The sequence below is a fragment of the Jannaschia sp. M317 genome (assembly GCF_025141175.1).
Lineage (GTDB): Bacteria > Pseudomonadota > Alphaproteobacteria > Rhodobacterales > Rhodobacteraceae > Jannaschia.
In genome coordinates this window covers 2,187,233-2,214,011 of the sequence record NZ_CP081155.1, presented here as the reverse complement: position 1 = coordinate 2,214,011, position 26,779 = coordinate 2,187,233, and the positions used below count along the sequence as shown (strand labels likewise).

Below are 26,779 nucleotides of genomic sequence, written 5' to 3'. Positions count from 1 at the left end.
CACGGAGATTCCGATGACCGACTTTACCCTTTCTACCGACGCTGATGGCATCGCCACGATCACATGGGACGTCAAAAACAAATCGATGAACGTGCTCAGCCTGGAAGGCTGGGACGAGTTGGATGCCTGCGTGACGCAGGCGCTGGCCGACGAGGCCGTGAAGGGCGTCATCATCACCTCGGGCAAGGACACTTTCGCGGGCGGCATGGATCTGAACGTCATCGCCAAGATGAAGGCGATGTCCGGCGATGATCCGGCGGCAGGTCTGATGGAAGGTCTGATGAAGTCCCACGGCATCCTGCGCAGGATCGAGCGTGCGGGCATGGACCCCAAGACGCTGAAGGGTGGCAAGCCTGTCGCCTGTGTCCTGCCGGGCACCGCGTTGGGCATCGGGTTCGAGATCCCGCTGGCCTGCCACCGCATCTTTGCCGCTGACAACCCGAAGGCCAAGATCGGCCTGCCCGAAATTTTGGTCGGCATCTTCCCCGGCATGGGCGGCACGACCCGCCTGGCGCGCAAGATGGGCGCGATGGCCGCCTCTCCCTTCCTGCTGGAGGGCAAGCTGAGCGATCCGAGAAAAGCCAAGGCCGCGGGCCTGATCGATGAGGTCAGCGCCGATCCGATGGCCGACGCCCGCGCCTGGGTTCTGTCCGCCAAGGACGCCGACCTCGTCAAACCCTGGGACGCCAAGGGGTACAAGATGCCCGGCGGTGCGCCCTATCACCCGGCGGGTTTCATGACCTTCGTGGGCGCATCGGCCATGGTCAACGGCAAGACGCAGGGCGTCTATCCGGCGGCCAAGGCGCTGCTGTCGTCGGTCTACGAAGGGGCCATGGTGCCCTTTGACACCGCGCTCAAGATCGAGGCACGCTGGTTCACCCACGTCCTGATGAACCCCTCGTCCGAGGCGATGATCCGCTCGCTCTTCATCAACAAGGAGGCGTTGGAAAAGGGGGCCAACCGCCCGGATGTCGCCGATGAAAAGGTCAGCAAGGTCGGCGTGATCGGCGCAGGCATGATGGGCGCGGGCATCGCCTATGTTTCTGCCAATGCGGGCATCGAAGTGGTGTTGATCGACCGCGAACAAGCCGCCGCCGACAAGGGCAAATCCTATTCCGAAGGCATTCTGGACAAGGGCATGGCCCGCAAGAAGGTCACCGAGGAGAAGAAGGCCGAGGTGCTGGGCCGCATCACGGCGACCACCGATCTGAATGCGCTCAAGGACTGCGACCTGATCGTCGAGGCGGTCTTCGAGGACGTGGGCGTCAAGGCCGAGATGACGCAAAAGATCGAGGCCGTGGTGGGCGAGAATACGATTTTCGCCACCAACACCTCTACCTTGCCCATCACAGATCTGGCCCGCGCCAGCGCGCGGCCCGAGCAGTTCATCGGCATCCACTTCTTCAGCCCCGTCGACAAGATGCTGCTGGTCGAGATCATCAAAGGCAAGCAGACCGGCGACCGCGCGGTGGCCAAGGCGCTGGATTACGTGCGCCAGATCCGCAAAACGCCGATCGTCGTCAACGATGCGCGGTTCTTCTACGCCAACCGCTGCATTATCCCCTACATCAACGAAGGCATCCGCATGGTGGCCGAGGGGGTCAATCCGACCCTGATCGAAAACGCCGCCAAGCTGCTGGGAATGCCACTGGGCCCGCTGCAATTGGTGGACGAGACCTCTATCGACCTGGGCGTCAAGATCGCCAAGGCGACGCGGGCGGCGATGGGCGATGCCTATCCCGATGGCGCGGTTGACGATGTGCTGTTCGCCTTTGCCGACGCGGGCCGTCTGGGCCGCAAGGGGGGTGCGGGCTTCTACGACTATGATGCCAAGGGCAAGCGTCAGGGTCTCTGGTCCGAATTGGGTGCCCGCTATCCCCTGGCCGAGCAACAGCCGGAGCTGCACGAGGTCCAGAACCGCATGATCCTGGCCCAGGTCTTGGAGGCCGTGCGCGCGCTGGAGGAAGGCGTGCTGGAAGACATCCGCGAAGGCGACGTGGGCGCGATCCTGGGCTGGGGCTTCATGCCCTGGTCGGGCGGCCCGTTCAGCTGGCTGGACATCGTGGGCGCGGCCTGGGCGACGGAGACCTGCGACACGCTCTCCGCGACCCACGGCGACCGGTTCGCCACGCCCGATCTGCTGCGGCAGATGGCCGAAGACGGGCGCAGTTTCTACGGCAGCGATCAGGCCCGCGCCGCCTGAACCCGGCCGCACGGGCGGAGTGGGGGTTTCACACCCCCACACCCCCGTGGAGTATTTTCGCCGAGAAGAATGCCAGGCAGCGTCACCAGGGGCGCGTTAACCTTAACGCGCCCCTATCCACTTTTGCCGTGATCGTTTCGCAAAACGATCCCGACTGTTTCACAGACCCGCCCCAATCCACCGGCAAGATCATCGGTGAAGCCCCCCAAAAGAATGGGAACGGGAAATGAAACCTCTAGCCTTGGCCCTTGCGGCCATCATCGCCAGCACAGGGGCTGCTCAGGCCCTTGATTTCACGCGGATCTCTTCGGAACGGGCGTTCCGGCAATTCGTGGCGGACCGAACGCTGGTGGACGACTTTGGCGGCACGCTGATCTTTGCCGGAAACGGTGGGATCGGCGGCCAACGCGACCGATCGCGGATCAGCGGCGGATGGGTCTGGAACGAAGGTGCCCTGTGCCATCGCACCCGGATCGACGGATTGGAGTTCGAGAGGGACTGCAAGCTGCTCTATATTCGCGGCAATGTCGTCGTCATGCAGGAAAAGCGCGGCACCTCGTCCCAGCAGACCTGGACGTTGCGGTAAGGCACGGGCGGCGGATCACGCCGCCGCCCGCCGCTCCCCCCTCAGGGCGATCAGGCTGCCCGCGCAGGCGATCAACGCCAGACCCGCAAAACCCAGCGGCCCCAGCATGTCGCCCCAGATAAGCCAGCCAAAGACGGCTGAGAAGAGCAGCAGCGAATATTCGAACACCGACACCAGCGAAGCCTCGGCCAGTTGGTAGCCGCGCGTCAACAGGACCACGCCCAGCAGGCTGCCGACCGCCTGCAACAGGCTCAGGCCCAGGACCAATGGTGTGGGCGATACCCAACCCAGGGTCAGGTAATCGGTGCCATGCCCCATCACCAGCACCCCGCCGACACCCCAAAGGCCCATGAAGGTAAAGATCCCCAACGCCAGTTCCACGGCCCCCTCGCCCGCGCACCATTCCCGCGTCGCGATAACCGCCAGCGCATAGAAGGCGCCGGCCAGCGCGGGCAGGAACACGAATGGTGAAACCGTGGCCGGGTCCGGCGACAGCACGAGAACGACGCCCGCGAACCCCATTGCGACCGCCAGAACCCGGATCGGCCCGATGCGCAGTCCGAAGAACGCCACGGAAAACACCAGAACCCAGATCGGCGCGGTAAACAGACCCGCCGCCACCTGTGCGACCGGCAAAAACCCAAGCGCGCCGAAATAGATGATCATTGCCGTCGACATGGAAGCCGACCGCCCGATCAGTCCGCGCCAGTTGCGCACCCGCAGGCGACGACCGGTCACCAGCAGCCAGGCACCCACGATTGCCCAGATCATGATGGTGCGCAGGATGTGGAACGACCAAAGGCTCGTCTCCTGCGCGAGCAGTTTGACGTATTGGTCGACGAACCCAAGCACCGCCATGGCGGCCAGTATATGCAGCGCGGCAAAGGCCGGTCGGTTGTCCATTGCTCTTGTCCTCCAGGTCCGGCTGACTCACTATCGACCGCAGGATGAGGCGGCGCAATACGGGGAGGTATGCGATGGGCTGGTTGAGGGACGAAACCGGGTTGGACAGATGTGCGGCCAACCATGTGGCGCTGACACCTCTGTCGCATCTGAACCGGGCGGCGCAGATCTGGCCGGGGCGCGAAGCGCTGGTCTACGGCGCGACCCGCCGGACCTATGCCGACTATCGAGACCGGGTCACCTGCCTCGCCTCGGCCCTGTCGGCGCGCGGGGTCGTGCCCGGCGATGTCGTCGCGACACTGCTGCCCAACGTGCCCGCACAGGTCGAGGCTGCCTTTGGCGTGCCCGCCTGCGGGGCGGTTCTGAACACGATCAACACTCGGCTGGATGTGGACACGGTGGCCTACATCTTTGGGCACGGGGGGGCGAAGGTCGTGTTGGTCGACAGCCAGTTCCTGGACCTGGCCGAGGCGGCAGCGGCATCGCTGGACGATCCGCCCGCCCTGATCGAGGTTCCGGATCCGGCGGCTGGCCATCCCGCGTCGGGAAAGCATCCAACCTACGAGGACGTCATTGCGGGCGGTGACCCTGCCTTTGACTGGCACCTGCCGCAGGACGAATGGGAAAGTCTGGCCCTCAACTACACCTCCGGTACGACGGGGCGGCCCAAGGGCGTCGTCTATCACCATCGCGGGGCCTATCTGATCACCATGGGCACCGTCGTCAGCTGGCGCATGGTGCTCTATCCCCGTCTTCTGACCATTGTGCCGATGTTTCACTGCAACGGCTGGTGCCATGCCTGGATGATGCCGCTGGTGGGCGGCACCGTAGTCTGCTGCCGGGACGTGTCCGCGCCCGCGATATTCGACGCCCTTGCGGACGAAGGGGTGACCCATTTCGGCGGCGCGCCCATCGTGCTGAACGCGTTGGTGAATGCGCCCGAGGATCAGCGGCGGACCTTCGACCAACACGTCGAGGTCTTCACCGCCGGGGCCCCGCCCCCTGCGGCGACCCTGGGCAAGATGCAGGCCTTGGGCTTCAACGTGACCCATGTTTACGGCCTGACGGAAACCTACGGACATGTGACAGAAAACGTCTGGCAACCGGGCGATTGGGATGCGATGGCAGCGCCTGAACAGGCCGCGCTCAAGGCGCGGCAGGGCGTGGCCTTTCCGATGATGGAAGGCTTGGAGGTCTTTGGCGACGACGGCGCCCCCGTCCGCGCCGACGCCGCCACACAAGGAGAGATCGCCTTGCGCGGGAATGCCGTCATGAAGGGCTATTATCGCAACCCCGACGCCACGCAGGAGGCGTTCGCCGGCGGTTGGTTCCGGTCCGGCGACATCGCAGTCAAACACCCGGACGGCTATATCCAGATCCAGGACCGGGCCAAGGACATCATCATTTCGGGCGGCGAGAACGTCAGCAGCGTCGAGGTCGAAGGCGCGCTGATGCATCACGAGGCGGTCGACCTGTGCGCCGTGGTTGCGCGGCCCGACGACAAATGGGGCGAAGTGCCCTGCGCCTTTGTGGAACTGAAACCGGGATCCGACGTCAGCGAAGCGGACCTGATCGCCTTTGTGCGTGCGCGTCTGGCCGGGTTCAAGACACCAAAGGCCGTGATTTTTGGCCCGTTGCCAAAGACGTCGACCGGTAAGATCCAGAAATTCGTCCTTCGGGAGCGGGCGGCAGGAAAATGACCGCGATAGAAGGGCTTGACCGGTTAGAAACCACGGGCCTGTGGCGTCCTGATGCGGGTGCACAGCGGCAGGAGGTCTACGTCTCGATCGGCGAGGCGGAACTGGTCGTGCAAGACCGAAGTGGCAGCGCGCTGTCGCATTGGTCCCTGCCCGCGTTGGTGCGGCTGAACGGAACCGAGGTGCCCGCCCGTTACGCCCCCAGCCGCCGCGAAGACGAAGAGTTGGAGATCGAAGAGCCGGAGATGATCGCCGCCCTCGACCGTGTCGTCGCCGCCGTGGGCCGCGGGCGCCAACGGCCCGGCCGCCTGCGCAGGGTCCTGACCGGTCTGGGTCTGGGTCTGGCCGTGGGTTTTGCGATCACCTGGCTTCCGGGGGCGTTGCGTGATCAGGCGGCGGGGCTTTTGCCTCCGTCGAAGCGGGTCGAAATCGGTCGGCTGATGCTTGATGAACTGACGCTGCTGACCGGCCCGCCCTGCGAGACGATCACCGGGCGCGAGGCTTTGGAGCAGTTGCAGGCGCGCATCCTGCCCACGACCCCCGCCCGGCTGGAGGTGCTGCGCGACCTGCCGCATCCGGCCCTGGCCCTGCCGGGGGGGTTACTGGTGCTGTCGGACGGAATTCTCGTGACCCAGGACGATCCCAACCTGGCGGCCGGGCACGTTCTGGCCGCGGCGATCACGGCACGGGTGTCGCCGCCACTGGTCGACTTTCTGCGCGACGTCGGCCCCTTGTCGTTGATCAGGATGCTGACTGCCGGAACCATCGCCCCCGCCGACATCACCCAGCACATCGAGGGATTGCTGCTGGACGCACCGCCGCTGGCGAACGGATCGGTGCTGCGCAGCGGCTTCAACGCGGCGGCGCTGGATTGGGGACCCTATCAGGTGGCCACGGGTCAATCGCTGGGTGCCGATGCCCCCGGAGAGATGATCCCGGCCCTGGACGACCCGTCCTGGCAACGCCTGCGCGAAGTCTGCGATGGCTAGCCCGCGTCCAATCGCGCCAACAGGTCGGCCACGGCGGCCCTGATCCCCGGCACATCCCGAGGCTGGCGCAAGCGTAGCGGCGCGGTGTCGTCCGTCGCACCCTGCGCGCCAGGTGCCCAGGGGTGCCCCATCGCGTCGACCGGGCTTTGCCGAGACCATTGCGCGTCATTCATACCCTCTGGCCCCTGCGCGCCAAGCGCCTGATAGGGCGGCAGATTGCGGCACAGACAGCGCGGCCCCTGCCCGTCCGGTGCATCCATGGCAATCAGGTCGGCCATGCCGAACCGGGGCAGAACGGCGGCCAGCGGTCCCGGCGGGATCGTCGTCAGAACCGTCCCGATGTCCAGCCACATCACCCAACCGGCACGGGCGCGCAACGGGTGGCTGTCTGCAGATTGACGGGCCGCCGACCCTGACACCGCAGGCAGCGTCCGCAACACCCCTTTGGCGTGCAGCTGCGCCAACCTTTCGGCCACCACCGGCAGCGCACCGCAGTCATAGACCAACAGATCGTCGACTCCGACCTGTCGATGCTGCGCCACCCAGGCCAGCAGCGCGTCATCCGATGTCCCGACATCGACCGCCGAAACCAACAGGATGCGCCCCGGCAGAGCCGCTGGCAGAGCCGGGGACGCGTCACTGTCCGGCAACAGCGGCATGTGATCGAAACTGCGCCGCGCCCGACGGACAAGACCCGGATCCGCGCGCAGGTTCGACGGCCCCACCGTCCCCGCGTCCAGATACAGCGCCCGATCAAAGGTCAGCGCGCGTGCGCCCGACAGGTCGAGGCCACCAATATCCTCGGTCCGCCAGGGGGCCTGCGCCGGCAGGCGGGCGGGGTCGCAGGCCCAGCTGCGCAGCCCCGGCGTGTCAGGCCCGATGCAACAGTGATCGCCGTGACGCGCGCCCTCGCCTCGGGGAACTGCCCAAGGCACGATCGCCCGCCCCGTCAGAGGCAGCGCTCCGAATTCGGCAGCGGCAAGCGTCTGCGCGAAGGTGTCGGCAGATGCCTCGGCCAAGACATCGGAAACCCGCAAGTGGATGACCGCAGACGCGGCCTGCAGGAACCGCCATCGCAACGCCTCCAGAACGATCGGCTCGGCCAGTGTTCCATCAGATGCCGAAAGCGGCAGCGGCGAGGTTACGATCACCACCCGATCCGGCCCGGCGATTCCATGAGCCAGAGCGGCGCGCAGGTCGGACGCCAGCGTCCCCGACAGATCCAGGATCACCGCCCCGTCACAGCCCTGTGCCGCGTGGTAGCGCAGCCAATCGGCCACATCCCGAGGCGTCTCCGCCCCGCGCACAGCCAGCAGGACACGCCGCCCCGCCATGATCTCCGGCTCGGGCTGAGCAAAGGACACGGTCGCAGCCGGACCATCCAACGGCAACGGCAGAGCCGTCCCGCCCGTCCACCGGGCGCGCACCAACAGGCCGCCCTGCACCCGTGTCGCGTCTTGCAGGTTCAGGCCGTTGCGCGCGGTCAACCGCCCCACCGGCGTGCCCCCAGCAAAGGTCAACCAGACCGGATGGCCATCGCCTGACCTGGCCCCGACCAGAACATCCAGCAGGCGGACGCCATCCCGGTCGGACCCGCAGAGGTGTCGCAGGGTGACCGACGAACCCGTCATGTCATCGGTCCGCCAACTGACGCGCCACTGCGGCCACGCCGCCAAGGGGGCAAAGACTCGGACAAAACGGGGCGGGGCATGAACCCTCCGATTGATACCAATGGCCAAACGGTGCCACCGCAATCGCGCGGTCGTCGCCGTTCTGCGAACAATACCGCGCAAGTATCGGGCAAAAGAGGCAACTTTGTGCCAGAACTTTAGGAAAATTCGACCTATAATGCATCGACCCTGCGGCATCGGCCCCGACAACAGGATGCGAGATGGACGACCAGACCCCTGCCCCGGACGACCCGCCCCGCCCCGCGCCCGACACAGCGGCGCAGGAGGCTTGGTCGCGCGACCTGGGCCAGGCCCATGTCGCGCAGTTCCGCCCCGGCAACGAAACGCTGATCGTGGAATTCGAAAGCCGGGATACCGTCGCCGCCCGCCCCGAGCACCTGCCCTGGAGCGTCCGCCAGGCCCGGTCGGAAGGCTGGGCAACCCTGACGCTGATGGCAGACGGGCGCACCTGGTATCGTGCGCCCGAGGTCATCGACTTCTTCGACGAGATGACCGACGAGGGGCTGTTCGACGACTACGACCGGGTGATCTTTCTCGGGACGGGGGTAGCCGGGTACGGGGCCGCGACCTACAGCCTTGCGGCCCCCGGCGCGACCGTGGTCCTGATCGCCCCCTATGCCACCCGCGACCCCGCGCTGGTCCCGTGGGAAACGCGGTTTCATCGCGACCGCGCCCTGTCGTTCGGGCCGCGCTATGGCTATGCGCCCGACGCCCTGGACGCGGCGCAGCAGGTCTATCTGCTGTCCGACCCGACCGAGACACCGGATGCGATGCACGCCAGCCTGTTCCGGGGCCCGCACATCACCCAACTGCCCGCGCGCCACGGCGGCGCGCGTCTGCGCGAACGGCTGGAGGCGATGGACCTGCTGTTGCCGGTCGTCCAGGCGGCGGCGGAAACCGACCTGACGACGCTCGGCTGGGCCAAACTCTGGCGGGCGCGGCAGCACGATCCGGTCTGGCTGGGCAATCTCATGCGCAAGCTGGACCTGATGGACCGGCCCTGGTTGCAGGCCGTCTTTGCGGGGGAAATGCTGGACGCGACCGGGGCCGAAGCGGCACGGCGTCGCCTCAATGACGCGCTGTCACGCCTGCAGGCCCAGGGACGGCCGTTTCCAGCGGGCCGCAAACCCGCCTCTCCGCCTGATCGCGACAGCCTGCGGATGGCCGGGGAATAGCCCCCGGCCCCAAGGATCAGGTGGCCGGGTTGAACTGGACGTTGTCCCCCAGCGGCGTGATGAACAGACGGCGCTGACCATCGACATCGGTGATGAAGGTCTCGGCACGGGGACCGGGGCGACCGTCTTCGGCCTGCGGGATGCCGCTGGGATCCTCGATCAGGAACCGGGTCGGCGCGCCGCCCTGCTTGAAGGTGACCTGGAACGGCAGCGCATACCCACACTCGGCGGTGACGCCGGACCAGCCGGCGCGCGCCTCTTCGGGGCGCGGTGCGACGCAGCGGGTGCCGTCGGACAGACGCACGACCAGGCGCGAGGGCGAGGCAACCGCGTCAACGATGCCCAGCTTTCCCGGCTCGGCCGCGGGCCCGATGCCGCTGCCCTCCACGACACAGGCAGACAGGAACGGCAGGGCGAGTAGCAGAAGCGAGGGGCGCATTGGACCTCCGAAAGGGGCAGGCATCCGACCTAGAGCGGCCAGATCAGGGGAATCAACGCCGCCGAGACCAGGGCCACGATGACATTCATGCCGATACCCACTTTGGCGAAGTCCGTAAACCGGTAGCCCCCAGGTCCATAGACCAACGTGTTCGTCTGATAGCCGATGGGTGTTGAAAAGGCACAACTGGCCGCCACCATCACCGCAACGACCATGGGGCGCGGATCAAGGCCAAGCGATTGCGCCAAGGCAATCGCCACCGGCGTGACGACCACCGCCACGGCATTGTTGCTGACCAGTTCCGTCAACACCATCGTCATCGCCATGATCGCAAAGATCAGGGCGGGGGGCGGCAAGCCGGCAAGCGCAGGTGAAATCCAGTCCACGATCATCTGCACCGCGCCGGACGCCTGTAACGCCGTTCCCACCGCCAACATTGCGAAGATCATCGCCAGAAGGCGTCCGTCGACGAAGCCAAAGGCCTCCTCCGCGTCAACGCAGCGGGTCAAAAGCACGAGGACAGCGCCGACCACGGCCAACGCAAAGATCGGGGCCAGGTTGAAGGCCGACAGGATGACGATTGCGCAGACGGCGGCCATCGGAATCCACAGCTGTTCCCGACGATAGGCCCGCTCCGTCGGCTGGTTCACCTCTACCAGGTTCACATCCTGGGCAAAGCGATGAATATCGTCGGCCGATCCCTCCAGCAGCAGCGTGTCACCGACGCGTAGCACCACCTCGTCCAACTGGCCCGAGATGTTCCGATCCCGACGGTGCAGCGCAAGGGGATAGACCCCGTAGCGCCGCCGCAGGCGCAACGCGCCCAGACGCCGCCCGACCAGTTTGGCATCCGGCGTGATCAACACTTCGACGGTGGATGTCTCGACCGCGCCCACCTGGTCCAGCCGCTTCAGCGACTTGTTTCTTTGCAACGTCAGCAGCTCCGCCATTTCGGTACGCAGGACGACACGGTCGCCCACCTCCAGCGTCACCTGCTTCAGATCGCGCCGCAACGATGCATCGCCACGCAGCACGTCGATCAGGCGCACGCCGGGCCGCTTGAACAACTGCACGTCCAGCGCTTCGCGGCCGATCAGGTTCGACTCGGGCGGGATCACGGCTTCGGCAAAGAACTTCGCGCCCTTCTTGCGGCCCAGCATCGCCGCCATGGAGGTCCGGTCAGGCAAGAGGTGGCGGCCGAACACATAAAGATACGCCAACCCCGCCAGCGCCACCGGGATGGCCAGCGGCGAGACCTCGAAGATTGTGAACGGCTCCAACCCTTGCGCCCGCGCGACCCCGTCCACCAACAGGTTGGTCGAGGTGCCAATCAAGGTGATCGTGCCGCCCAGGATCGATGCATAGCTCAGCGGGATCAACAGCTTGGATGGCATGACGCCCAAGGTTCCAGCCAGTTGCACAAAGACCGGGATCATCACGACCACGACGGGCGTATTGGCCACAAAGGCCGACGCAACCAGGACGAAGCCCAAAAGGATGCCCATGGCCAACTTTGGCTGCGTCGCCGCGCGGGCCTCGGCAAAGCGGGTGAACCAATCCAGCGCGCCAGTCCGCACCAGCGCCCCCATCAACAGGAACATCGCGGCGATCGTCCAGGGGGCCGGGTTCGACAAGACCTCGATGCCCGCGTCGTAGGGCAGGATGCCCATGACCAGCAGGAACGCGGCCCCGGCCATGGCCACAACCTCGGTCGGATAGGTTTCCCGCACAAACAGGATCAGCATGACCGCAAGCGTGGCCAGCGTGACCCAGGCCTGAGTCATCTGCGGCAGATCAAACCAGGTCATCCGCGTCTCTCCGGTTTCGACGCAAGGCGCGCCGCGACCTCAAGCAGAACCACATCCGTGCCGTGACGCAAAGCGTCATGCAGGGCGCTGCGGCCCCGATTGCGACAACCGTCCGCCAACACGGACCTGCACCACCTCACGGGCGAGACCCGTAGTCTCATCGGTGTCAACAAACAGCCCGCAAAGCGTGGCTTCGCCATTGGCCGGCTCGAACCGGTCCTTGGTCATGCCGACGACAAAGCGGCGCAGCGGCTCCGCCTTATGCATGCCGATCACCGAATTGTAGTCGCCGCACATGCCCGCATCGGTCTGATAAGCGGTGCCGCCAGGCAGGATCGTGGCATCCGCCGTGGGCACATGGGTATGGGTGCCCACCACGACCGATGCGCGCCCATCGCAGAAATGGCCCATCGCCATCTTTTCCGACGTCGCCTCGCAATGCATGTCGATCAGGATCGCCTGCACTGCGCGCCCCAGGGGATGCGCCTTCAGAATGCGGTCAACGGGATCGAACGGATCGTCATAGTTGCGCGACATGAACACCCGGCCCAGAACCTGCGCCACCAGCAGCTTCTTGCCGCCGATATCAAAGATCCGCGCCCCCGCCCCTGGGGCCGCCTTGGCGTAGTTGATCGGGCGCAGGATACGGCTGTCTTCGCCGATCGCCTGCATCATGTCCTTTTGGTCGAAGGCATGATCGCCAAGGGTCACGACATCCGCCCCGGCAGCGAACAGCGCCTTGGCCTGCGCCGTGTTCAGCCCCCGCCCGGAGGAGGCGTTCTCTCCGTTGATCACCACCGCGTCCAGCCGCCAGTCGGCGCGCAGACCGGGCAGCCGTTCGGTCACGGCAGTGCGGCCCGCACGCCCCATGACATCGCCAAGAAAGAGAATACGCATGGGCCATGCCCCTACCCCCCTGCCCGCGCGGGTGCAACGTCTGGGCCGATGTTCATGGATCCTTAACCGCTCTGCCCGATATACGTCGCTGTCATGACATCTGCGGTCGGGGTGACGCCCGACCGCCGCAGCAGGTTCCCCCGGACCACCGGTGGCCCGCCGCGTGGCGCAATCGGGTGCCGCGCGGCTCCGGGAACCACCGCCCTTCGGGGTCGCGGGCCCGCAACTGCCTGTCTTTCGGGAGTGTTCGGATGTCCACCGCGCTTGCCAGCGCCCCGCCGGTCGCCTATCCCCAGCCTGACCCCAGCGACGGAGGCGAAGCCATGCCCACATCCGTATTTATCGACGGCGAAGCCGGAACCACCGGCCTGCAGATCCGTGACCGCCTGGCGGCGCGCGACGATATCCGTCTGGTCTCGGTTGATGCGGACCGCCGCAAGGACGAAGGCGCGCGCCGCGACGCCTTTGCCGCAGCCGATGTTGCGATCCTCTGCCTGCCGGACGATGCCGCGCGCCAGGCGGTGACGCTGGCAGGCGACACCCGGATCATCGACGCTTCGACCGCGCACCGCGTGGCCGAGGGCTGGACCTATGGCATGCCCGAACTGCCGGGCCAGCGGGCGCGCATCCGCGACGCGCGGCGGGTCGCCAATGTGGGCTGTTTCGCAACCGGCGCGATTTCCATGATCCGGCCTCTGGTCGACGCGGGCATCCTGTCCCCCGACAGCGCGGCGGTGCTGACCGGCGTGTCCGGCTATACCGGCGGCGGCAAGTCCCTGATCGCGGAGTACGAGGACGGCACCGCCCCGGCCTATTTCCTGTATGCAACGGGCCAAAGCCACAAACACGTGCCCGAAATCATGGAATACGGACATCTGACCCGCAAACCCCTGTTCCAGCCGTCGGTCGGGGCCTATGCGCAGGGCATGGCGGTGCAACTGCATTTGCACGCCGATCTTCTGCCCGGCCAGGTCGCCGGACACGCCCGGATCGAGGCGGCGCTGCGCGATTTCTACGCGGGCGATCCCTTTGTATCGGTGCAGGCGGCAGGCGCGCGGGTCGATCCGCAGATGGTCAACGATACCAACCAGATGGTCCTGTCGGTTCAGGGCGACGGCGCAGGGCGCGTGACGGTGATCGCCGTGCTCGACAACCTGGGCAAGGGGGCCTCCGGCACCGCTGTCCAGAACCTGAACCTGATGATCGGGGCCGAAGAAACCGCAGGCCTGATCGGCTGATCTCGCAGGCTCGTGTCTTGACGAATGGCAAAGGGGCGGCACCTAGTTGAGGGTGCCGCCCCTTTGCCTTGCCGGAGACCCCCCATGATCCGCCCCCTCGCCCTGCTGACCTGCCTGCCCCTTGCCGCCTTTGCCGCGGGTGAGGACCCGACCCCGCCGGTCCAGACGCAGACCTCTGCGGATTGCACCGGGGCGCAGGTTTGGGACGACACGCATCAGGCCTGCGTCGATAGCCGCGACAGCCGTCTTGACGATGCCACCCGCATCGACGCCGCGCGCGAATTGGTGGCCTATGATCGCCCTGCCGATGCGCTGCGCGTCCTGGCCGCCGTCACCCGCGCAAACACGCCCGAGGTCCTGACCCTGCGCGGCTTTGCCACGCGCAAGGCGGGCGATTTCGACGCGGGCCGTGCCCTCTATGAAGCGGCGTTGGACATTGATCCCGACTACCGGCTGGCGCGCAGCTATCTGGGCCAGGGTCTGGTCGAACAGGGCGACGCCGACGGCGCGCGACTGCAGCTCGCGATGATCCGGCAGGCCGGTGGCCGGGGCACCTGGGCCGAGACGTCGCTGGCCGAGGCGCTGCGCACCGGGCGCGGCTATTCCCACTGATCGGCGCGCCCGCAACGTTTTGTTAAGACGGCGCGGGCGATAACACGGCACAGCTTCTTTGCGCGAGCCGTCTGCCATGTCCGATCTCAGCCCTGTCAACCTGCCGCCCTCTGCCCGTCGTCGGGGGCTGACCAAGGGGCAAAAGGCGGCCGTCATCGTACGGCTGCTGATCACCGGCGGGGCCGATCCGGGTATTCGCAGCCTACCGGCCGAACAGCAGAAACAATTGGTCCGCGACATGTCCTCGCTGCGCTTCGTCGATCGGGAAACCTTGGCCCAGACAGTCGCGGAATTCGCGTCCGAGCTTGATTCCATCGGCCTGCATTTCCCGCGCGACGTCGACCGCATCCTGACCTTGATGGACGGCAGCCTGTCTCTCGAGGTGGTCGAGGCGCTATTGGCGGACTTCGGCGGGGCCGTCGGGTCACTGGGTCAGGCCGCCTGGGCCGAGGTTGCCAACCTTGATACCGGCATCCTGGCCGCGATGATGCAAGACGAAAGCGACGAGGTCTGCGCCATCATGCTGTCCAAGCTGCCCCCGGCCAAGGCCGCGCTGCTTTTGGGGACGTTGCCCCAGGACCGGTGCGACGGTATCGCCGTGGCCTTTGGCCGGACGGAGGACGTCTCCCCCGAGGCTGTTTCCATGATCGGCAACGCATTGGGTCGCCAAAGCGGCGCGCGCAAACCCCCCGCCTTTGACACCGCCGCGGTGGCGCGCGTGGGCGACATCCTCAACGCCGCCACCTCTGGCATTCGCCGTGCCTTGCTGGACCGTCTGGACGAAAGCGACCCGGATTTCGCCGTGCGCGTCCGTGCGGAAATCTTTAGTTTCGAGAATATTCCAGATCGTATCGACCCGCGCGACGTGCCGCGCGTCCTGCGTGGGGTTGATGCCGCCGTTGTCACCCAGGCCCTGGCCGGGGCCCCGCCCGATCTGGCCCCGGTCGTCGAGTTCATCCTCGGCTCCATCTCCAGCAGGTTGGCTGACCAGATGCGCGAAGACATGGCCGAGGGTGGCAAGGTAGCCACCGACGCCGCCGAAGAGGCCATGTCCGCCATCGTCAGCGAAATCCGCCGCCTGGAGGAAGAGGGCGAACTGACTTTGAACGCCCCCGATAGCTGACCCGCTGCGCCTGTCTCGGGCGGCCTCGGTCGCGCGGGCAAGGGATCAGTCGGCATCGCCCGTTGGGCAGGATGCGGCGGAACATCTGGACCGGACAGCGACGGAACAGGGTCTGACGTGGCCGTGCCGTTTATGCTTCGCCCGTGTGGATATTCCTTGTACCCCCCCCGCGCCCTGCCTCCCCTCTGGAACGATCAAGCCCGGGGCGTCACGCCCACTCGTCTCGCGCGCAGAGCGCGCTATCCTCTGCCCATGGTTCTCGAATTCCGCTCCGAAGGCATCTATTGCCCCGCCGGTGATTTCTTCATCGATCCCTGGCGTCCCGTCGACCGGGCGCTGATCACCCATGGTCACGCGGACCACGCGCGACCGGGCCACGCCCGCTATCTGGCCACCCACGCTGCGGCGCCGGTGATGCGGCACCGGTTGGGCGACATTACGCTAGAGGGGATCGCCTTTGGCGAAAGCCGACAGATCGGCGACGCCACCGTCAGCTTTCACCCCGCGGGCCACGTCCCAGGATCTGCCCAGATCCGTGTCGCGCACAAAGGCGAGGTCTGGGTCGTTTCGGGCGACTACAAGACCGGCCCGGACCCCTTGTCGGAACCGTTCGAGCCGGTGCGCTGCCACGCCTTCATCACCGAATGCACCTTTGGCCTGCCGGTCTTTGACTGGCGCCCCGAAGCCGAGCTGGCATCCGAACTGAACGCCTGGTGGCAGACCTGCCGCGCAGAGGGCAAACATGCGGCAATCGGGGCCTATTCGCTGGGCAAGGCACAGCGCGTCATGGCCATGGTCGACCCCTCGATCGGGCCGATCCTGACCCACGCGGCGGTCGAAAACACCAACGCGGTGCTGCGCGCCCAAGGCTTGCCCCTGCCCGACACGATACGCGTGACGCCCGACACCGACCTCAAGTCGTATCCCGGTGCCCTGATCGTCGCCCCGCCGTCGGCCCTGGCGGGCAACTGGCTGCGCAGGTTCGGCCCGGTGTCCACCGGCATCGCGTCTGGCTGGATGGCCCTGCGCGGGGTGCGGCGGCGGCGGGCGGCGGACCGGGGGTTTGTCATCTCGGACCATGCCGACTGGGCCGGGCTGAATGCCGCGATCCGCGAAACGGGGGCAGAGCGTATATTCGCAACCCACGGATATACCGCGACCTTTCAACAATGGCTGTCCGAGCAGGGCTATGATGCCGCAGTGGTCAAGACGGAATACGAAGGCGAAAACCTGGACCAGCCCGACAGCCAGGCAGGCGGGGCGGAGGCCGCCGCATGAGCCGTGCCTTCGACCGCCTGCGCCGGATGACCACGCGCTACATCGATCGCCCTCTTCTGGCGCTGCCTCTGCCCATCGCGGCGCAGCGGACCCTGTTCGAAATCAGCGCCCGTCTAAACGCCCGCCCGGCCGCCGCCTCTGTCGTGTGGGAGGATGTGGCAGGTATCCGCACCCGTGTGTCGCGGCCTGCGGAGGCACGCGGGCGGCTGCTCTGGCTGCATGGGGGCGGGTTCATCATCGGATCGCCCCAGACCCACGCGGCCTTTGCCGACCGCATGGCGCAGGAAACCGGGTTGGAGGTCTGGCTGCCCGACTATCGCCTGGCACCCGAAAACCCGTTTCCCGCCGCGCCGGACGATTGCACCGCCGTGGCCCGCGCCATGCCCGGCCCGTTCCACCTGGCAGGGGACAGCGCGGGCGGCAATCTGGCGCTGGTCGTCTTGCAGGACATGCTGGCGCGGGAAAAACCGCCGCTGTCCGTCACCCTGATTTCGCCCGCCGTTGACCTGCGCGAAGGCCGCGACGCGCCGGAGTGTGACGAGATGCTGATGCCCGCCGCCTTTCTGACCCGGTGCCGCGCGGCCTATGTCGCCGGTGCCGATGCGCGTGATCCGCGCCTGTCGCCGATCCTCGGCCGATATCCGAACGCGCCGCCCGTGCATATCGAACTGTCATCGCGCGAGGTGTTGGAACGCGACGGACAGGCCATCGCCCGACGCCTGCGCGAAGACGGCGCGCGGGTTTCGACCTTTGTGGAACATGGCGTGCCGCATGTCTATCATCTGGCCGTGGGGCGGTCGGCCGCGGCAGAGGCGGCGCTGCTGCGGCTCAAGAAGGTGCTGACATGAAACGGTTCGCGCAGGCTTTCACGGCGCTGGACCAGACGACCAAGACCTCGGTCAAGACCGCTGCGCTGGCGGACTACTTTCGCGAGGCCCCCGAGGACGACCGCCTCTGGACAATCGCACTTCTGTCCGGGCGGCGGCCCAAGCGGACCGTGACGGCCACGCGCCTTGCGGAATGGGCCGCGGCCAAGGCGGGGCTGCCGGACTGGTTGTTCCGCGCCAGCTATGACGTCGTGGGCGATCTGGCCGAAACGATGCACCTGGTCCTGCCGCCCCCCGCACGACAGGCGGATCGGCCGCTGTCGGATTGGATCGCCGACATTCGCGCGCTGTCGTCGGCGGACGACAGCGACAAACGCGCCTTTGTCGAAGACGCCTGGGACCGGTTGGCAGGGGCAGAACGGTTCGTGTTCAACAAGCTGATCACGGGCGGATTTCGCGTGGGTGTCAGTCAAAAGCTGATGACCCGCGCCCTGTCGCAAGCCACCGCCATCCCGGAGGCAGAGCTGGCGCATCGCCTGATGGGCAAATGGACGCCCGAGACGACCAGCTACGGTGCCCTGATCACCGCCCCCGACCCTGACGCGGATCTCAGCCGACCCTATCCGTTTTGCCTGGCACATGGGCTGGACGATAATCCCGACGATCTGGGCCCGCCCGAAGATTGGCTGGCGGAATGGAAATGGGACGGGATCCGGGGTCAGCTGATCTTGCGCGGCGGCACCCATCATCTGTGGTCGCGCGGCGAGGAGCTGATGACCGACCGCTTCCCGGAGTTTGCGCGGGCGGGCGATTTCCTGCCGGACGGCACGGTCCTCGACGGAGAGGTCCTGGTCTGGGATGCGGCGACCGGGCAGCCGCGCAGCTTCAACGCCCTGCAACCTCGGATCGGGCGCAAGACGGTGCCGAAAAAACTGCTGGCAGAGGCCCCGGTGATCCTGCGCGCCTATGACCTGCTCGAGGACGCGGGCAAAGACCTGCGCGCCTTGCCCTTCGCGGCGCGGCGCGCGCGGCTGCAGGCGATGCTCGCCGGCCTGCCGCCCGAGGGCCCCGTCGCCCTGTCGCCGCTGGTGCCGTTCGAAAGCTGGGATGCCTTGGCCAAGACCCGCGCCGGCGCGCGCGACGCCCAGGCCGAGGGGCTGATGCTGAAGCGCAAGACCTCCGCCTACCACGTCGGGCGCAAACGCGGCGACTGGTGGAAGTGGAAGCTGGACCCCCTGACTATCGACGCCGTCATGATCTACGCTCAGGCCGGGCATGGGCGACGCGCGAACCTTTACACCGATTTCACCTTTGCGGTGGCCAAAGGGAACGAGTTGGTGCCTTTTACCAAGGCCTATTCCGGCCTGACCGACGCAGAATTCCGCAAGATCACCGCCTGGGTGCGGCGCAACACGCAGGCACGTTTTGGCCCCGTGCGACAGGTGCCGCCCGAGCTGGTGTTCGAAATCGGGTTCGAGGGGATACAACGCAGCACGCGGCACAAGTCCGGCGTGGCGCTGCGTTTTCCGCGCATGCTGCGCTGGCGGCAGGACAAGCCGGTTGACGAGATCAACACCCACGACGACTTGCTGCAGATGTTGGAGACCTACGGCTGAGGGGACAGAGCTTTCGCCGAAACGCCCGTCAGCCGACCGCGCGCAGGGGGGCCGTCCGCCCGGCACGCCAGTCGCGGCAGGCGGCGCCAAAAGCCTCGAACAAAGGGCGCGAGACGGGGTCGTCTCCGGCGTTCCATTCAGGGTGCCATTGCACCGCCATCGCGAACCCCGGCGCGCCCTCGATCCAGATCGCTTCGGGCGTGTCGTCGGGGGCCCAGCCGTCGACCTTGACGCGCGGCCCCGCCTGTTTGACCCCCTGCCCGTGCAGGGTATTGGTCATCACCGTCTCTGCCCCCATCAGGCGCGCGAACGGGCCGCCCGAGGTAAAGCGCACCTCGTGGCGCAGGGCGAACTTTTCCTCGATCGTGCCGTCAGGTGGCATGCGGTGGTTCATCCGGCCCGGCAAGTCACGGATCTCGGGGTGCAGGGTCGACCCCATGGCAACGGCCAGTTCCTGAAAGCCGCGGCAAATGCCCAGGACCGGCTGCCCGCGGTCCACGCAGGCGCGGATCAGCGGCAGGGCCACGCGGTCGCGACCCCGGTCAAAGGTGCCATGCGCCTCGGTCTCTTCTTCGCCGTATTCCTCGGGGTGGATGTTCGGGCGCCCCCCGGTCAGCAGGAAGCCATCGAATACCTCCAGCAGTTCTTCGATTGTCACGGCATCCGGGTCGCCCGGAAAGGACAGCGGCATGGCCCCCGCGACCTCGGCCACGGCATCGGTATTCATCTTGCCATTGGCGTGGGCAGGATACTGATCGTTGATCAGGTAGTGGTTCGAAATAATGCCGACGATCGGGCGCATTGAGGTCCTCCGGTTGCCGAATGTCTACCGCGCCTGCGCGCCCGCGCATAGCGGCGCCAAAGCACGGGTCCGCCTTCGCTGGCGCACGATCTGACAAATGCCTATCTGTTGTGCATGATTGATCTGCGCAGCACCGCTTTTCTGACCGATCCGGTTTCTGCCCTGGCGCGACTGCGGGCCGACGGACCCGTTGCCCGGATGCGCCTGCCCCTGATCGGGCCGGTCTGGATGACGACCACCGACGCCGCAGCGCGGGCTTTGTTGAAGGATGACGCGCGCTTCGTTCGCGACAGCCGCGGCGCCACGGGCAAATCCTTGGCGCAAAGTTTCTGGTGGATGCCCCGCCGCATCGCGCCACTGCTGCAGACCATGATCCTGAAGGACGGGGATGATCACGCGCGCCTGCGCCGCCTCGTGTCTGCCGCCTTTGCGCGGACCGCGATGGACGATCTGCGCCCGGCCATCGCCGCGCGGGCAGAGGTGCTGCTGGATCGGATCGATCCCGCGCGCCCCATTGATCTGGTGCCGCACTACACCCGCCCCCTGCCGTTTGAGGTGATTTGCGAGTTGCTTGGTCTGTCCGAGGCCGCGCGCCCCGCGCTGCGGCGCGGGCTGGCCCCGTTGTCGGGGGCGACGGGTGCGCCTCAGATGTTGATCGCGCTGCTGCGGATGGGTGGGGTGATGCGTCTGATCCGCGCGCAGCTGGCGGATGTGCGGCTGCATCCGCGCGCAGGCCTGATGTCGGACCTGGTCGCGGCGCGGGACGGCGGGGACCGGCTGAGCGAGGAAGAGCTTTTGGCCATGGTCATGATGCTGTTTGTGGCGGGGCACGAGACGACGGTGCACCTGATCAACGATTGCCTGCTCACGCTGATGCACCGCCCGGAGCTGAGGGCGAGTCTGTCCGACCCGGCGCGAATGGCGACCTTCGTGGAGGAAGCGATGCGTTTCTGGTCGCCGGTGATGATGACCAAGCTGCATTTTGTCCGCGAGACCTGCGATTTTCAGGGCGTTCGCCTGACCAAGGGTGACAAGATCACGGCCTTTCTGCTGGCAGCGAACCATGACCCGGACCGGATCGAGGCACCGGAACACTTCGACCCGACCCGATTGCCGAACCCGCATCTGGGGTTCGGCTTTGGCCCGCATGTCTGTCTGGGCCTGCAACTGGCCCGCGCAGAGGTGGCAGAGGCGCTGCGCGTCCTGCTGACCCGCTATCCGGATGTGGTGCTGGATGGCCCGCCGCCTCGCTGGTTGCGCCGGGTCGGGTTGCGCGGGCCAGAGGCCCTGCGCGTCAGGCTGCGCCCGTAAGGCCGGCGGCGGCAATCCCGGCCAGCCCGGCCTCGGCGTCGTTGTCCGAGGTGTCGCCGGTCACGCCCACGGCCCCGATCACCCGGTCCCCGTCCTTGAGCAGGATGCCCCCCGGCACCGGCACGACCTGCCCGCCGAAGACGCCGTTCACGGCGGCCATGAAATAGGCCTGGCTTTCGGCGCGGGCCATCTGCGCGGAGCCGGGCATCCCCAGCATGACGGCACCATAGGCCTTGCCCTGCGCGATGCCATACCGCCCCGGAGAGGCGCCATCCTGGCGGTCGAACGCCTTCAGATGTCCCCCGGCGTCCAGCACTGCAACGGACAGGGGATTCAGTCCCATTTCCTGCCCCTTGGCAAAGGTGGCATCGATGATGGTGCGGGCCTGGGATTGAGTCAGATCGGTCATGGTCTCTCCTGTAATGTGGGAGGGCGGCGTGAACCCCGCCCTACGGCTGACGCGCGGGACCGTAGGGCGGGGTTCACGCCGCCCCCCGCGCCCCGGCAGCGGAACGGTCAGCTGGCCTTCAGCTCCAACCGGCGGCGGTGCAGCACCGGCTCGGTATAGCCCGACGGCTGGACGCGACCCTGGAACACCAGGTCCTGCGCCGCCTTGTAGGCGACCCCGTCGAAACCGGGCGCCATCGGCACATAGCCGGGGGTTCCCGCGTTCTGGGCGTCGACCTTTGCGGCCATCTTCTGCATGCCCGCCTCGACCTGGTCGGGCGTGACGACGCCGTGGTGCAACCAGTTGGCCAGCGCCTGCGAAGAAATCCGGCAGGTGGCGCGGTCTTCCATCAGGCCCACATCGTTGATGTCCGGCACCTTGGAACAACCGATCCCCTCGTCGACCCACCGCACGACGTAGCCCAGGATGCCCTGGGCGTTGTTCTCGATCTCGGCTGTGACCTCGGCGTCGGACAGGTTGCGCCCCTCCATCACCGGGATGGTCAGCAGATCGGCCAGCGTGCCGCGCGCGCCGCCTGCTGCCAGTTCATCCTGGCGGGCCAGAACGTCGACCGCGTGGTAATGGGTCGCGTGCAATGTGGCGGCGGTGGGCGACGGAACCCAGGCGCAGGTCGCGCCCGATTTCGGGTGGCCGATTTTTTGCTCCAGCATAGCCTGCATCATGTCGGGCATGGCCCACATGCCTTTGCCAATCTGCGCACGCCCCTTCAGCCCGCAGGCCAGGCCGATGTCGACGTTGCGGTCTTCGTAGGCCGCGATCCAGGGGGTCGATTTCATCTCGCCCTTGGGCAGCATCGGCCCCGCTTCCATGCTGGTGTGGATCTCGTCCCCGGTGCGATCCAGGAAGCCCGTGTTGATGAAGGCCACGCGCGACCTGGCGGCGCGGATACATTCCTTGAGGTTGGCAGAGGTCCGCCTCTCCTCGTCCATGATGCCCAGTTTGACGGTATTCGCAGGCAGGCCCAGCATCGCCTCGACCCGGCTGAAGATCTCGTCCGCAAAGGCCACTTCGGCGGGGCCGTGCATCTTGGGTTTGACGACGTAGACGGAGCCGGTGACGGAATTGCCCCCGTCGCGCGCCAGGTCGTGCATCGCGATCAGCGTGGTAATCGCGGCGTCCATCAATCCTTCGGGGATTTCGGAGCCGTCAGGCAGCAGGATGGCCGGGTTGGTCATCAGGTGGCCCACATTACGGATGAGCATGAGCGCGCGGCCCTTGACCGAGAACACGCCGTCGGGACCGTTGAATTCCATGTCCGGATTCAACGTCCGGGTGAAGGTGGTGCCCCCTTTGGATACCTCTTCGCTCAGGTCGCCACGCATCAGGCCCAGCCAGTTGGAATAGGCCTGAACCTTGTCCTCGGCGTCGACGCAGGCGACCGAATCCTCGCAGTCCATGATGGCCGATAGGGCCGATTCCAGGTGGATTGCATCCAGCCCCATGGGGTCGTCGCGACCGATGGCGCCATCGCGGGTCAGGACAAGAATGACACCCAAGCCGTTGTTCTGCAAAAGGATACGCAGGGTGCCATTGTCATCGACCCAGCCGCGATAGGCATCCGGGTTCGCCAGGGTCACACCGGTCAGCGCACCGCCCGACACGCCCAGATCCGTCACTTCCGCCCAAGAGCCGGAGGCAAGCGGTACCGCGCGATCAAGGAAATCCTTGCCCCAGGCAATCACCCGCGCACCGCGCGCCGCATCATATCCCTTGCCCATCGGCGCATCACCGATGGCGTCCGTACCATAAAGCGCGTCATACAGGTTGCCCCAACGCGCGTTCGCCGCATTCAGCGCATAGCGCGCATTGGTGATCGGCACGACCAACTGCGGGCCCGGAGTGCTGGCGATTTCGGGATCGACTCCGGCGGTCTCGATGGTGAAATCGGGACCTTCGGGGACGAGGTAGCCGATCTCGTGCAGAAACGCGGTGTAGGCTGCGGCGTCGTGGGGCTGACCGGCACGGCTGCGGTGCCAGTCGTCGATCTTGACCTGAATGGCCTCTCTATCGGCCAGAAAAGCGGCGTTCTTCGGGGCGAGATCACCGACAAGCTGGGCGAAACCGGACCAGAACGCCTGCGCGTCGATCCCGGTGCCCGGCAATGCCTGGTTGTCGACGAAGGTGGCCAGTTCGGGGGCGACCTGAAGGCCGGATTTGTCGATGCGGGTCATGGGAGCCTCCTGAGATGTTGTGACGCATCTAACGCAGAAGTTTCCTATCGGCAACAGGATTGGTAAGATTTTTTTACCGCTTTCGGCGACACCGGTCCGAGCAGTATTTTACCTCGTCCCAGACATCCGCCCATTTGCGCCGCCAGGCAAAGGGCCGACCGCACGTCTGGCACGTCTTGGTGGGCAAATCGCCCTTGCGTGTCATTCGGCCCATCGCCTGCCCCCGCCGTCGCCCGACCCGGGAATTAGCGCCGTGGCCGGTCAAGTCACGGTGCTTTTCGCTCTGGTCCCCGCCTTTCCCCGACCCTAGCTTGACGCCAAAGGAGACCCCCATGCGCGACGCCACCCCCTCGTCCCCGGACCAGACGATCCACCTCTCCGACTATGCGCCGGTGCCAGTCACCGTCACCCATGTGGATATGCATGTCCGCCTCGATCCGCGGGCGACCGAGGTCATGGCGCGCCTGACCTGTCGGAGGCAGGGTCCGGGCGAGATGGTTCTGAATGGCGAACAGCTGGATCTGGTCTCTCTCGCGCTGGACGGAGAGCCGCTGGCCGAGGATCGCTATACCGTAACCGACACGACCCTGACCCTGCATGACGCCCCCGATGCCTTTCTGCTGGAAACCGTGGTGCGCATTTCACCCGAGACGAACAAGGCGTTTGACGGGCTCTATATGTCGAACGGCATGTATTGCACCCAGTGCGAGGCCGAGGGGTTCCGCCGCATCACCTGGATGCTGGACTGCCCCGACGTGATGGCCACCTACGACGTGGAGATCGAGGCGGATCTGCCCGTCCTCTTGTCCAACGGTGATGAGGTCGCGCCAGGCAAATGGCACGATCCCTGGCCCAAGCCGACCTATCTGTTCGCCCTGGTGGCCGGGAACCTGGTGGCGACATCCGACACCTTTACCACGATGGACGGGCGCGAGGTGGCGCTGAACATCTGGGTGCGCCCGGGCGACGAGGGGCGCACCGGCTATGCGATGGACGCGCTCAAACGGTCCATGGCCTGGGACGAGGAGGTCTATGGCCGCGCCTACGACCTGTCGGTGTTCAACATCGTCGCGGTGGACGATTTCAACATGGGGGCAATGGAGAACAAGGGCCTGAACGTCTTCAACAGCGCCTATGTCCTGGCCAGTCCCGACACCGCGACCGATGCGACCTATGAGTGGATCGAAAGCGTCGTGGCGCACGAATACTTCCACAACTGGACCGGCAATCGGATCACCTGCCGCGACTGGTTTCAACTGTGCCTGAAAGAGGGGCTGACGGTCTTTCGCGACCAGCAGTTCACCTGCGACGCGCGCGATCCGGCTGTGAAACGCATTTCGGATGTCCTGAAACTCCGCACCCGCCAATTCCGGGAGGATGCGGGCCCGCTGGCGCACCCCGTTCGGCCCGAAAGCTTCGTCGAGATCAACAATTTCTACACCTCGACCGTCTACGACAAGGGGGCCGAGGTCATCGGCATGCTGCGCACCCTGATCGGGCCGGACGCCTACGACGCCGGCTGTCAGCTGTATTTCGACCGCCATGACGGACAGGCCTGCACGATCGAGGATTGGCTGGCTTGCTTCGCAGAGGTGACAGGCCGCGATCTGACGCAGTTCCAGTTGTGGTATTCGCAGGCGGGCACGCCGCGCGTGACACTGCGCGAGGACTTTAACAACGGCCTCTATCGTCTTGATATCAGACAGGACGTTCCCGACACTCCGGGGCAGACCGATAAGGCCCCGATGGTGATCCCGCTGGCCTGGGGCCTGCTGGATGCACGGGGCAAAGAGGTCCGTGCGACCGAGGTTTTCGAGCTGTCAGAGGCCACCGCCACGCTGGAGGTGGCCCTGCCAGACCGCCCCGTCCTTTCGATGCTGCGCGGCTTTTCAGCGCCGGTGGTGCTGGACTTCGACCAGCCGGAGGCGGACCGCCTGATCCTGTTGGCCCACGACAGCGACCCGTTCAACCGCTGGGAAGCCGGGCGGACACTGGCCAAGTCGCGTATCATTCGCGCGGTGACCGAAGGCGCCGGGTTCGACGCGGCCTGGCTGGATGCCGTGGCGACGCTGGCCTGCGACGACACCGCCGATCCGGCGTTCCGCGCGCTGGCGCTTGGCCTGCCTTCCGAGGACGATCTGGCGCAGACCCTGCACCAGATGGGCGTGGTGCCGGACCCCGACGCGATCCATGCCGCCCGGAAGGCGGCGGCGGTGGCCGTCGCCGGGCGGCTGGCCCACGACCTGCCCGTGTTGCGCGACGCCATGCACATCCTCGGCCCCTTCGACCCGAAGGCAGAGGACGCGGGCAAACGGGCGCTGTCGGCGCAGCTGCTCAAGTTCCAGACGCTTTTGGACGACGGCGCAGCGGCGCGGGCGGCCTATGACGCGGCGGACAACATGACCGACCGCATGGCCGCCTTTGCCTGCCTGCTGGAGGCGGGTGATCCGTCGGTCGCGGGGCAGTTCGAGGCAGATTGGCAGCACGACCGCCTGGTCATGGACAAGTGGTTCACGGCCCAGGTCGCCCATGCTGCCCCTGACCGCGCGGTGGGCGTCGCAACCGGTCTGACCCGGCATGCCGATTTCGATATGACGAACCCGAACCGGTTCCGGTCCGTCATCGGAGGGCTGACGTCGGGCAATCCTGCGGGATTCCACACCGCCGACGGGTCTGGTTATCGGTTCCTGGCGGATTGGCTGCTGAAGCTTGACGCGTCGAACCCGCAAACAACGGCGCGGATGTCGACGGCCTTTGACACCTGGCGACGCTACGACGCGGATCGGCAGGGTTTGATCCGTGCGCAGCTGGAAAGGCTGCAACACGCCGAGACGAGTCGCGATCTGGGCGAAATGATCGATCGGATGCTGGCCTGACACCGCCCCCTCGACCGGGTCAATTTCTTGGAAGAAATTGATCAAATCCTTCCAAGGATTTGACCGCC

At 66.4% G+C, this 26,779-nt stretch carries 22 protein-coding genes; 13 read left to right on the top strand and 9 right to left on the bottom strand.

Going from position 1 to position 26,779, the window contains the following annotated elements; translation table 11 throughout:
* Positions 1–13: 13 nt before the first annotated feature.
* Positions 14–2,203: a 3-hydroxyacyl-CoA dehydrogenase NAD-binding domain-containing protein gene (locus K3551_RS11325; RefSeq protein WP_259913268.1), complete on the top strand. Its 2,190-nt coding sequence runs from the start codon at positions 14–16 to the stop codon at positions 2,201–2,203.
* A gap of 226 nt (positions 2,204–2,429) precedes the next feature.
* Positions 2,430–2,789, top strand: a complete 360-nt coding sequence (locus tag K3551_RS11320) for a hypothetical protein (protein WP_259913267.1) — start codon at positions 2,430–2,432, stop codon at positions 2,787–2,789.
* A 15-nt stretch (positions 2,790–2,804) separates the two neighbouring features.
* On the opposite strand, the gene K3551_RS11315 is transcribed toward K3551_RS11320, so the two are convergent.
* Positions 2,805–3,692, bottom strand: coding sequence for a DMT family transporter (locus tag K3551_RS11315; RefSeq protein ID WP_259913266.1), 888 nt, complete (start codon positions 3,690–3,692; stop codon positions 2,805–2,807).
* A 74-nt stretch (positions 3,693–3,766) separates the two neighbouring features.
* Between K3551_RS11315 and K3551_RS11310 the strand changes: the two genes are divergently transcribed.
* Together K3551_RS11310 and K3551_RS11305 are read left to right on the top strand one after the other, a co-directional pair.
* The gene (locus K3551_RS11310; RefSeq protein ID WP_259913263.1) at positions 3,767–5,392 is read left to right on the top strand and encodes an AMP-binding protein; all 1,626 of its coding nucleotides are present in this window, start codon (positions 3,767–3,769) and stop codon (positions 5,390–5,392) included.
* Entirely contained in the window at positions 5,389–6,378 is a 990-nt protein-coding gene (locus K3551_RS11305) for a hypothetical protein (protein ID WP_259913261.1), read from the top strand. The genes K3551_RS11310 and K3551_RS11305 overlap by 4 nt, the downstream gene beginning before the upstream one ends.
* Here K3551_RS11305 and K3551_RS11300 read toward each other — a convergent pair.
* Complete coding sequence (locus K3551_RS11300) at positions 6,375–8,009, bottom strand: glycosyltransferase family 2 protein (RefSeq protein ID WP_259913259.1); 1,635 nt, start codon at positions 8,007–8,009, stop codon at positions 6,375–6,377. The genes K3551_RS11305 and K3551_RS11300 overlap by 4 nt on opposite strands.
* A gap of 260 nt (positions 8,010–8,269) precedes the next feature.
* Here K3551_RS11300 and K3551_RS11295 point away from each other — a divergent pair, with 260 nt between their 5' ends.
* Complete coding sequence (locus K3551_RS11295) at positions 8,270–9,244, top strand: phosphoadenosine phosphosulfate reductase (protein ID WP_259913257.1); 975 nt, start codon at positions 8,270–8,272, stop codon at positions 9,242–9,244.
* Between the two features lie 16 nt (positions 9,245–9,260).
* Here the strand turns inward: K3551_RS11295 and K3551_RS11290 are convergent, their stop codons facing one another.
* The 3 genes from K3551_RS11290 to K3551_RS11280 all read right to left on the bottom strand — a co-directional run bounded on the left by K3551_RS11290 (position 9,261) and on the right by K3551_RS11280 (position 12,388).
* Positions 9,261–9,683: a hypothetical protein gene (locus K3551_RS11290; protein WP_259913255.1), complete on the bottom strand. Its 423-nt coding sequence runs from the start codon at positions 9,681–9,683 to the stop codon at positions 9,261–9,263.
* Between the two features lie 29 nt (positions 9,684–9,712).
* Positions 9,713–11,491: an SLC13 family permease gene (locus tag K3551_RS11285; RefSeq protein WP_259913252.1), complete on the bottom strand. Its 1,779-nt coding sequence runs from the start codon at positions 11,489–11,491 to the stop codon at positions 9,713–9,715.
* A 75-nt stretch (positions 11,492–11,566) separates the two neighbouring features.
* Positions 11,567–12,388, bottom strand: a complete 822-nt coding sequence (locus tag K3551_RS11280; protein ID WP_259913251.1) for a TIGR00282 family metallophosphoesterase — start codon at positions 12,386–12,388, stop codon at positions 11,567–11,569.
* A 251-nt stretch (positions 12,389–12,639) separates the two neighbouring features.
* Between K3551_RS11280 and argC the strand changes: the two genes are divergently transcribed.
* From argC to K3551_RS11250, 6 genes are all read left to right on the top strand, one after another.
* On the top strand, positions 12,640–13,626 hold the full coding sequence (gene argC, locus K3551_RS11275; RefSeq protein ID WP_311199727.1) for an N-acetyl-gamma-glutamyl-phosphate reductase: 987 nt from the start codon (positions 12,640–12,642) through the stop codon (positions 13,624–13,626).
* Positions 13,627–13,710: 84 nt separating this feature from the next.
* The gene (locus K3551_RS11270; RefSeq protein ID WP_259913250.1) at positions 13,711–14,238 is read left to right on the top strand and encodes a tetratricopeptide repeat protein; all 528 of its coding nucleotides are present in this window, start codon (positions 13,711–13,713) and stop codon (positions 14,236–14,238) included.
* A gap of 76 nt (positions 14,239–14,314) precedes the next feature.
* Entirely contained in the window at positions 14,315–15,361 is a 1,047-nt protein-coding gene (locus K3551_RS11265) for a flagellar motor switch protein FliG (protein ID WP_259913249.1), read from the top strand.
* Positions 15,362–15,613: 252 nt separating this feature from the next.
* Positions 15,614–16,639, top strand: coding sequence for a ligase-associated DNA damage response exonuclease (locus K3551_RS11260; RefSeq protein ID WP_259913248.1), 1,026 nt, complete (start codon positions 15,614–15,616; stop codon positions 16,637–16,639).
* The gene (locus tag K3551_RS11255) at positions 16,636–17,487 is read left to right on the top strand and encodes an alpha/beta hydrolase (RefSeq protein ID WP_259913244.1); all 852 of its coding nucleotides are present in this window, start codon (positions 16,636–16,638) and stop codon (positions 17,485–17,487) included. Before K3551_RS11260 ends, K3551_RS11255 begins: the two co-directional genes overlap by 4 nt.
* Positions 17,484–19,082, top strand: coding sequence for an ATP-dependent DNA ligase (locus K3551_RS11250; protein WP_259913239.1), 1,599 nt, complete (start codon positions 17,484–17,486; stop codon positions 19,080–19,082). The genes K3551_RS11255 and K3551_RS11250 overlap by 4 nt, the downstream gene beginning before the upstream one ends.
* Before the next feature lie 28 nt (positions 19,083–19,110).
* Here the strand turns inward: K3551_RS11250 and K3551_RS11245 are convergent, their stop codons facing one another.
* Positions 19,111–19,884 (bottom strand): gamma-glutamyl-gamma-aminobutyrate hydrolase family protein, encoded by a 774-nt coding sequence (locus tag K3551_RS11245; protein WP_259913238.1) that lies wholly within the window; start codon positions 19,882–19,884, stop codon positions 19,111–19,113.
* Between the two features lie 114 nt (positions 19,885–19,998).
* On the opposite strand from K3551_RS11245, the gene K3551_RS11240 reads away from it, so the two are divergent.
* On the top strand, positions 19,999–21,195 hold the full coding sequence (locus K3551_RS11240) for a cytochrome P450 (RefSeq protein WP_259913235.1): 1,197 nt from the start codon (positions 19,999–20,001) through the stop codon (positions 21,193–21,195).
* Here K3551_RS11240 and K3551_RS11235 read toward each other — a convergent pair.
* The 3 genes from K3551_RS11235 to K3551_RS11225 all read right to left on the bottom strand — a co-directional run bounded on the left by K3551_RS11235 (position 21,179) and on the right by K3551_RS11225 (position 24,040).
* Positions 21,179–21,604, bottom strand: a complete 426-nt coding sequence (locus K3551_RS11235) for a heme-binding protein (protein ID WP_259913234.1) — start codon at positions 21,602–21,604, stop codon at positions 21,179–21,181. The two genes, K3551_RS11240 and K3551_RS11235, sit on opposite strands and share 17 nt — an antisense overlap.
* 107 nt (positions 21,605–21,711) lie before the next feature.
* Positions 21,712–23,835: a malate synthase G gene (locus K3551_RS11230; protein ID WP_259913232.1), complete on the bottom strand. Its 2,124-nt coding sequence runs from the start codon at positions 23,833–23,835 to the stop codon at positions 21,712–21,714.
* Between the two features lie 73 nt (positions 23,836–23,908).
* A complete protein-coding gene (locus K3551_RS11225) occupies positions 23,909–24,040 on the bottom strand; it encodes a DUF2256 domain-containing protein (RefSeq protein ID WP_311199793.1) in 132 nt (43 codons plus the stop codon).
* Between the two features lie 127 nt (positions 24,041–24,167).
* Between K3551_RS11225 and pepN the strand changes: the two genes are divergently transcribed.
* On the top strand, positions 24,168–26,711 hold the full coding sequence (gene pepN / locus K3551_RS11220) for an aminopeptidase N (protein WP_259913228.1): 2,544 nt from the start codon (positions 24,168–24,170) through the stop codon (positions 26,709–26,711).
* The last annotated feature ends 68 nt before the right edge of the window (positions 26,712–26,779 follow it).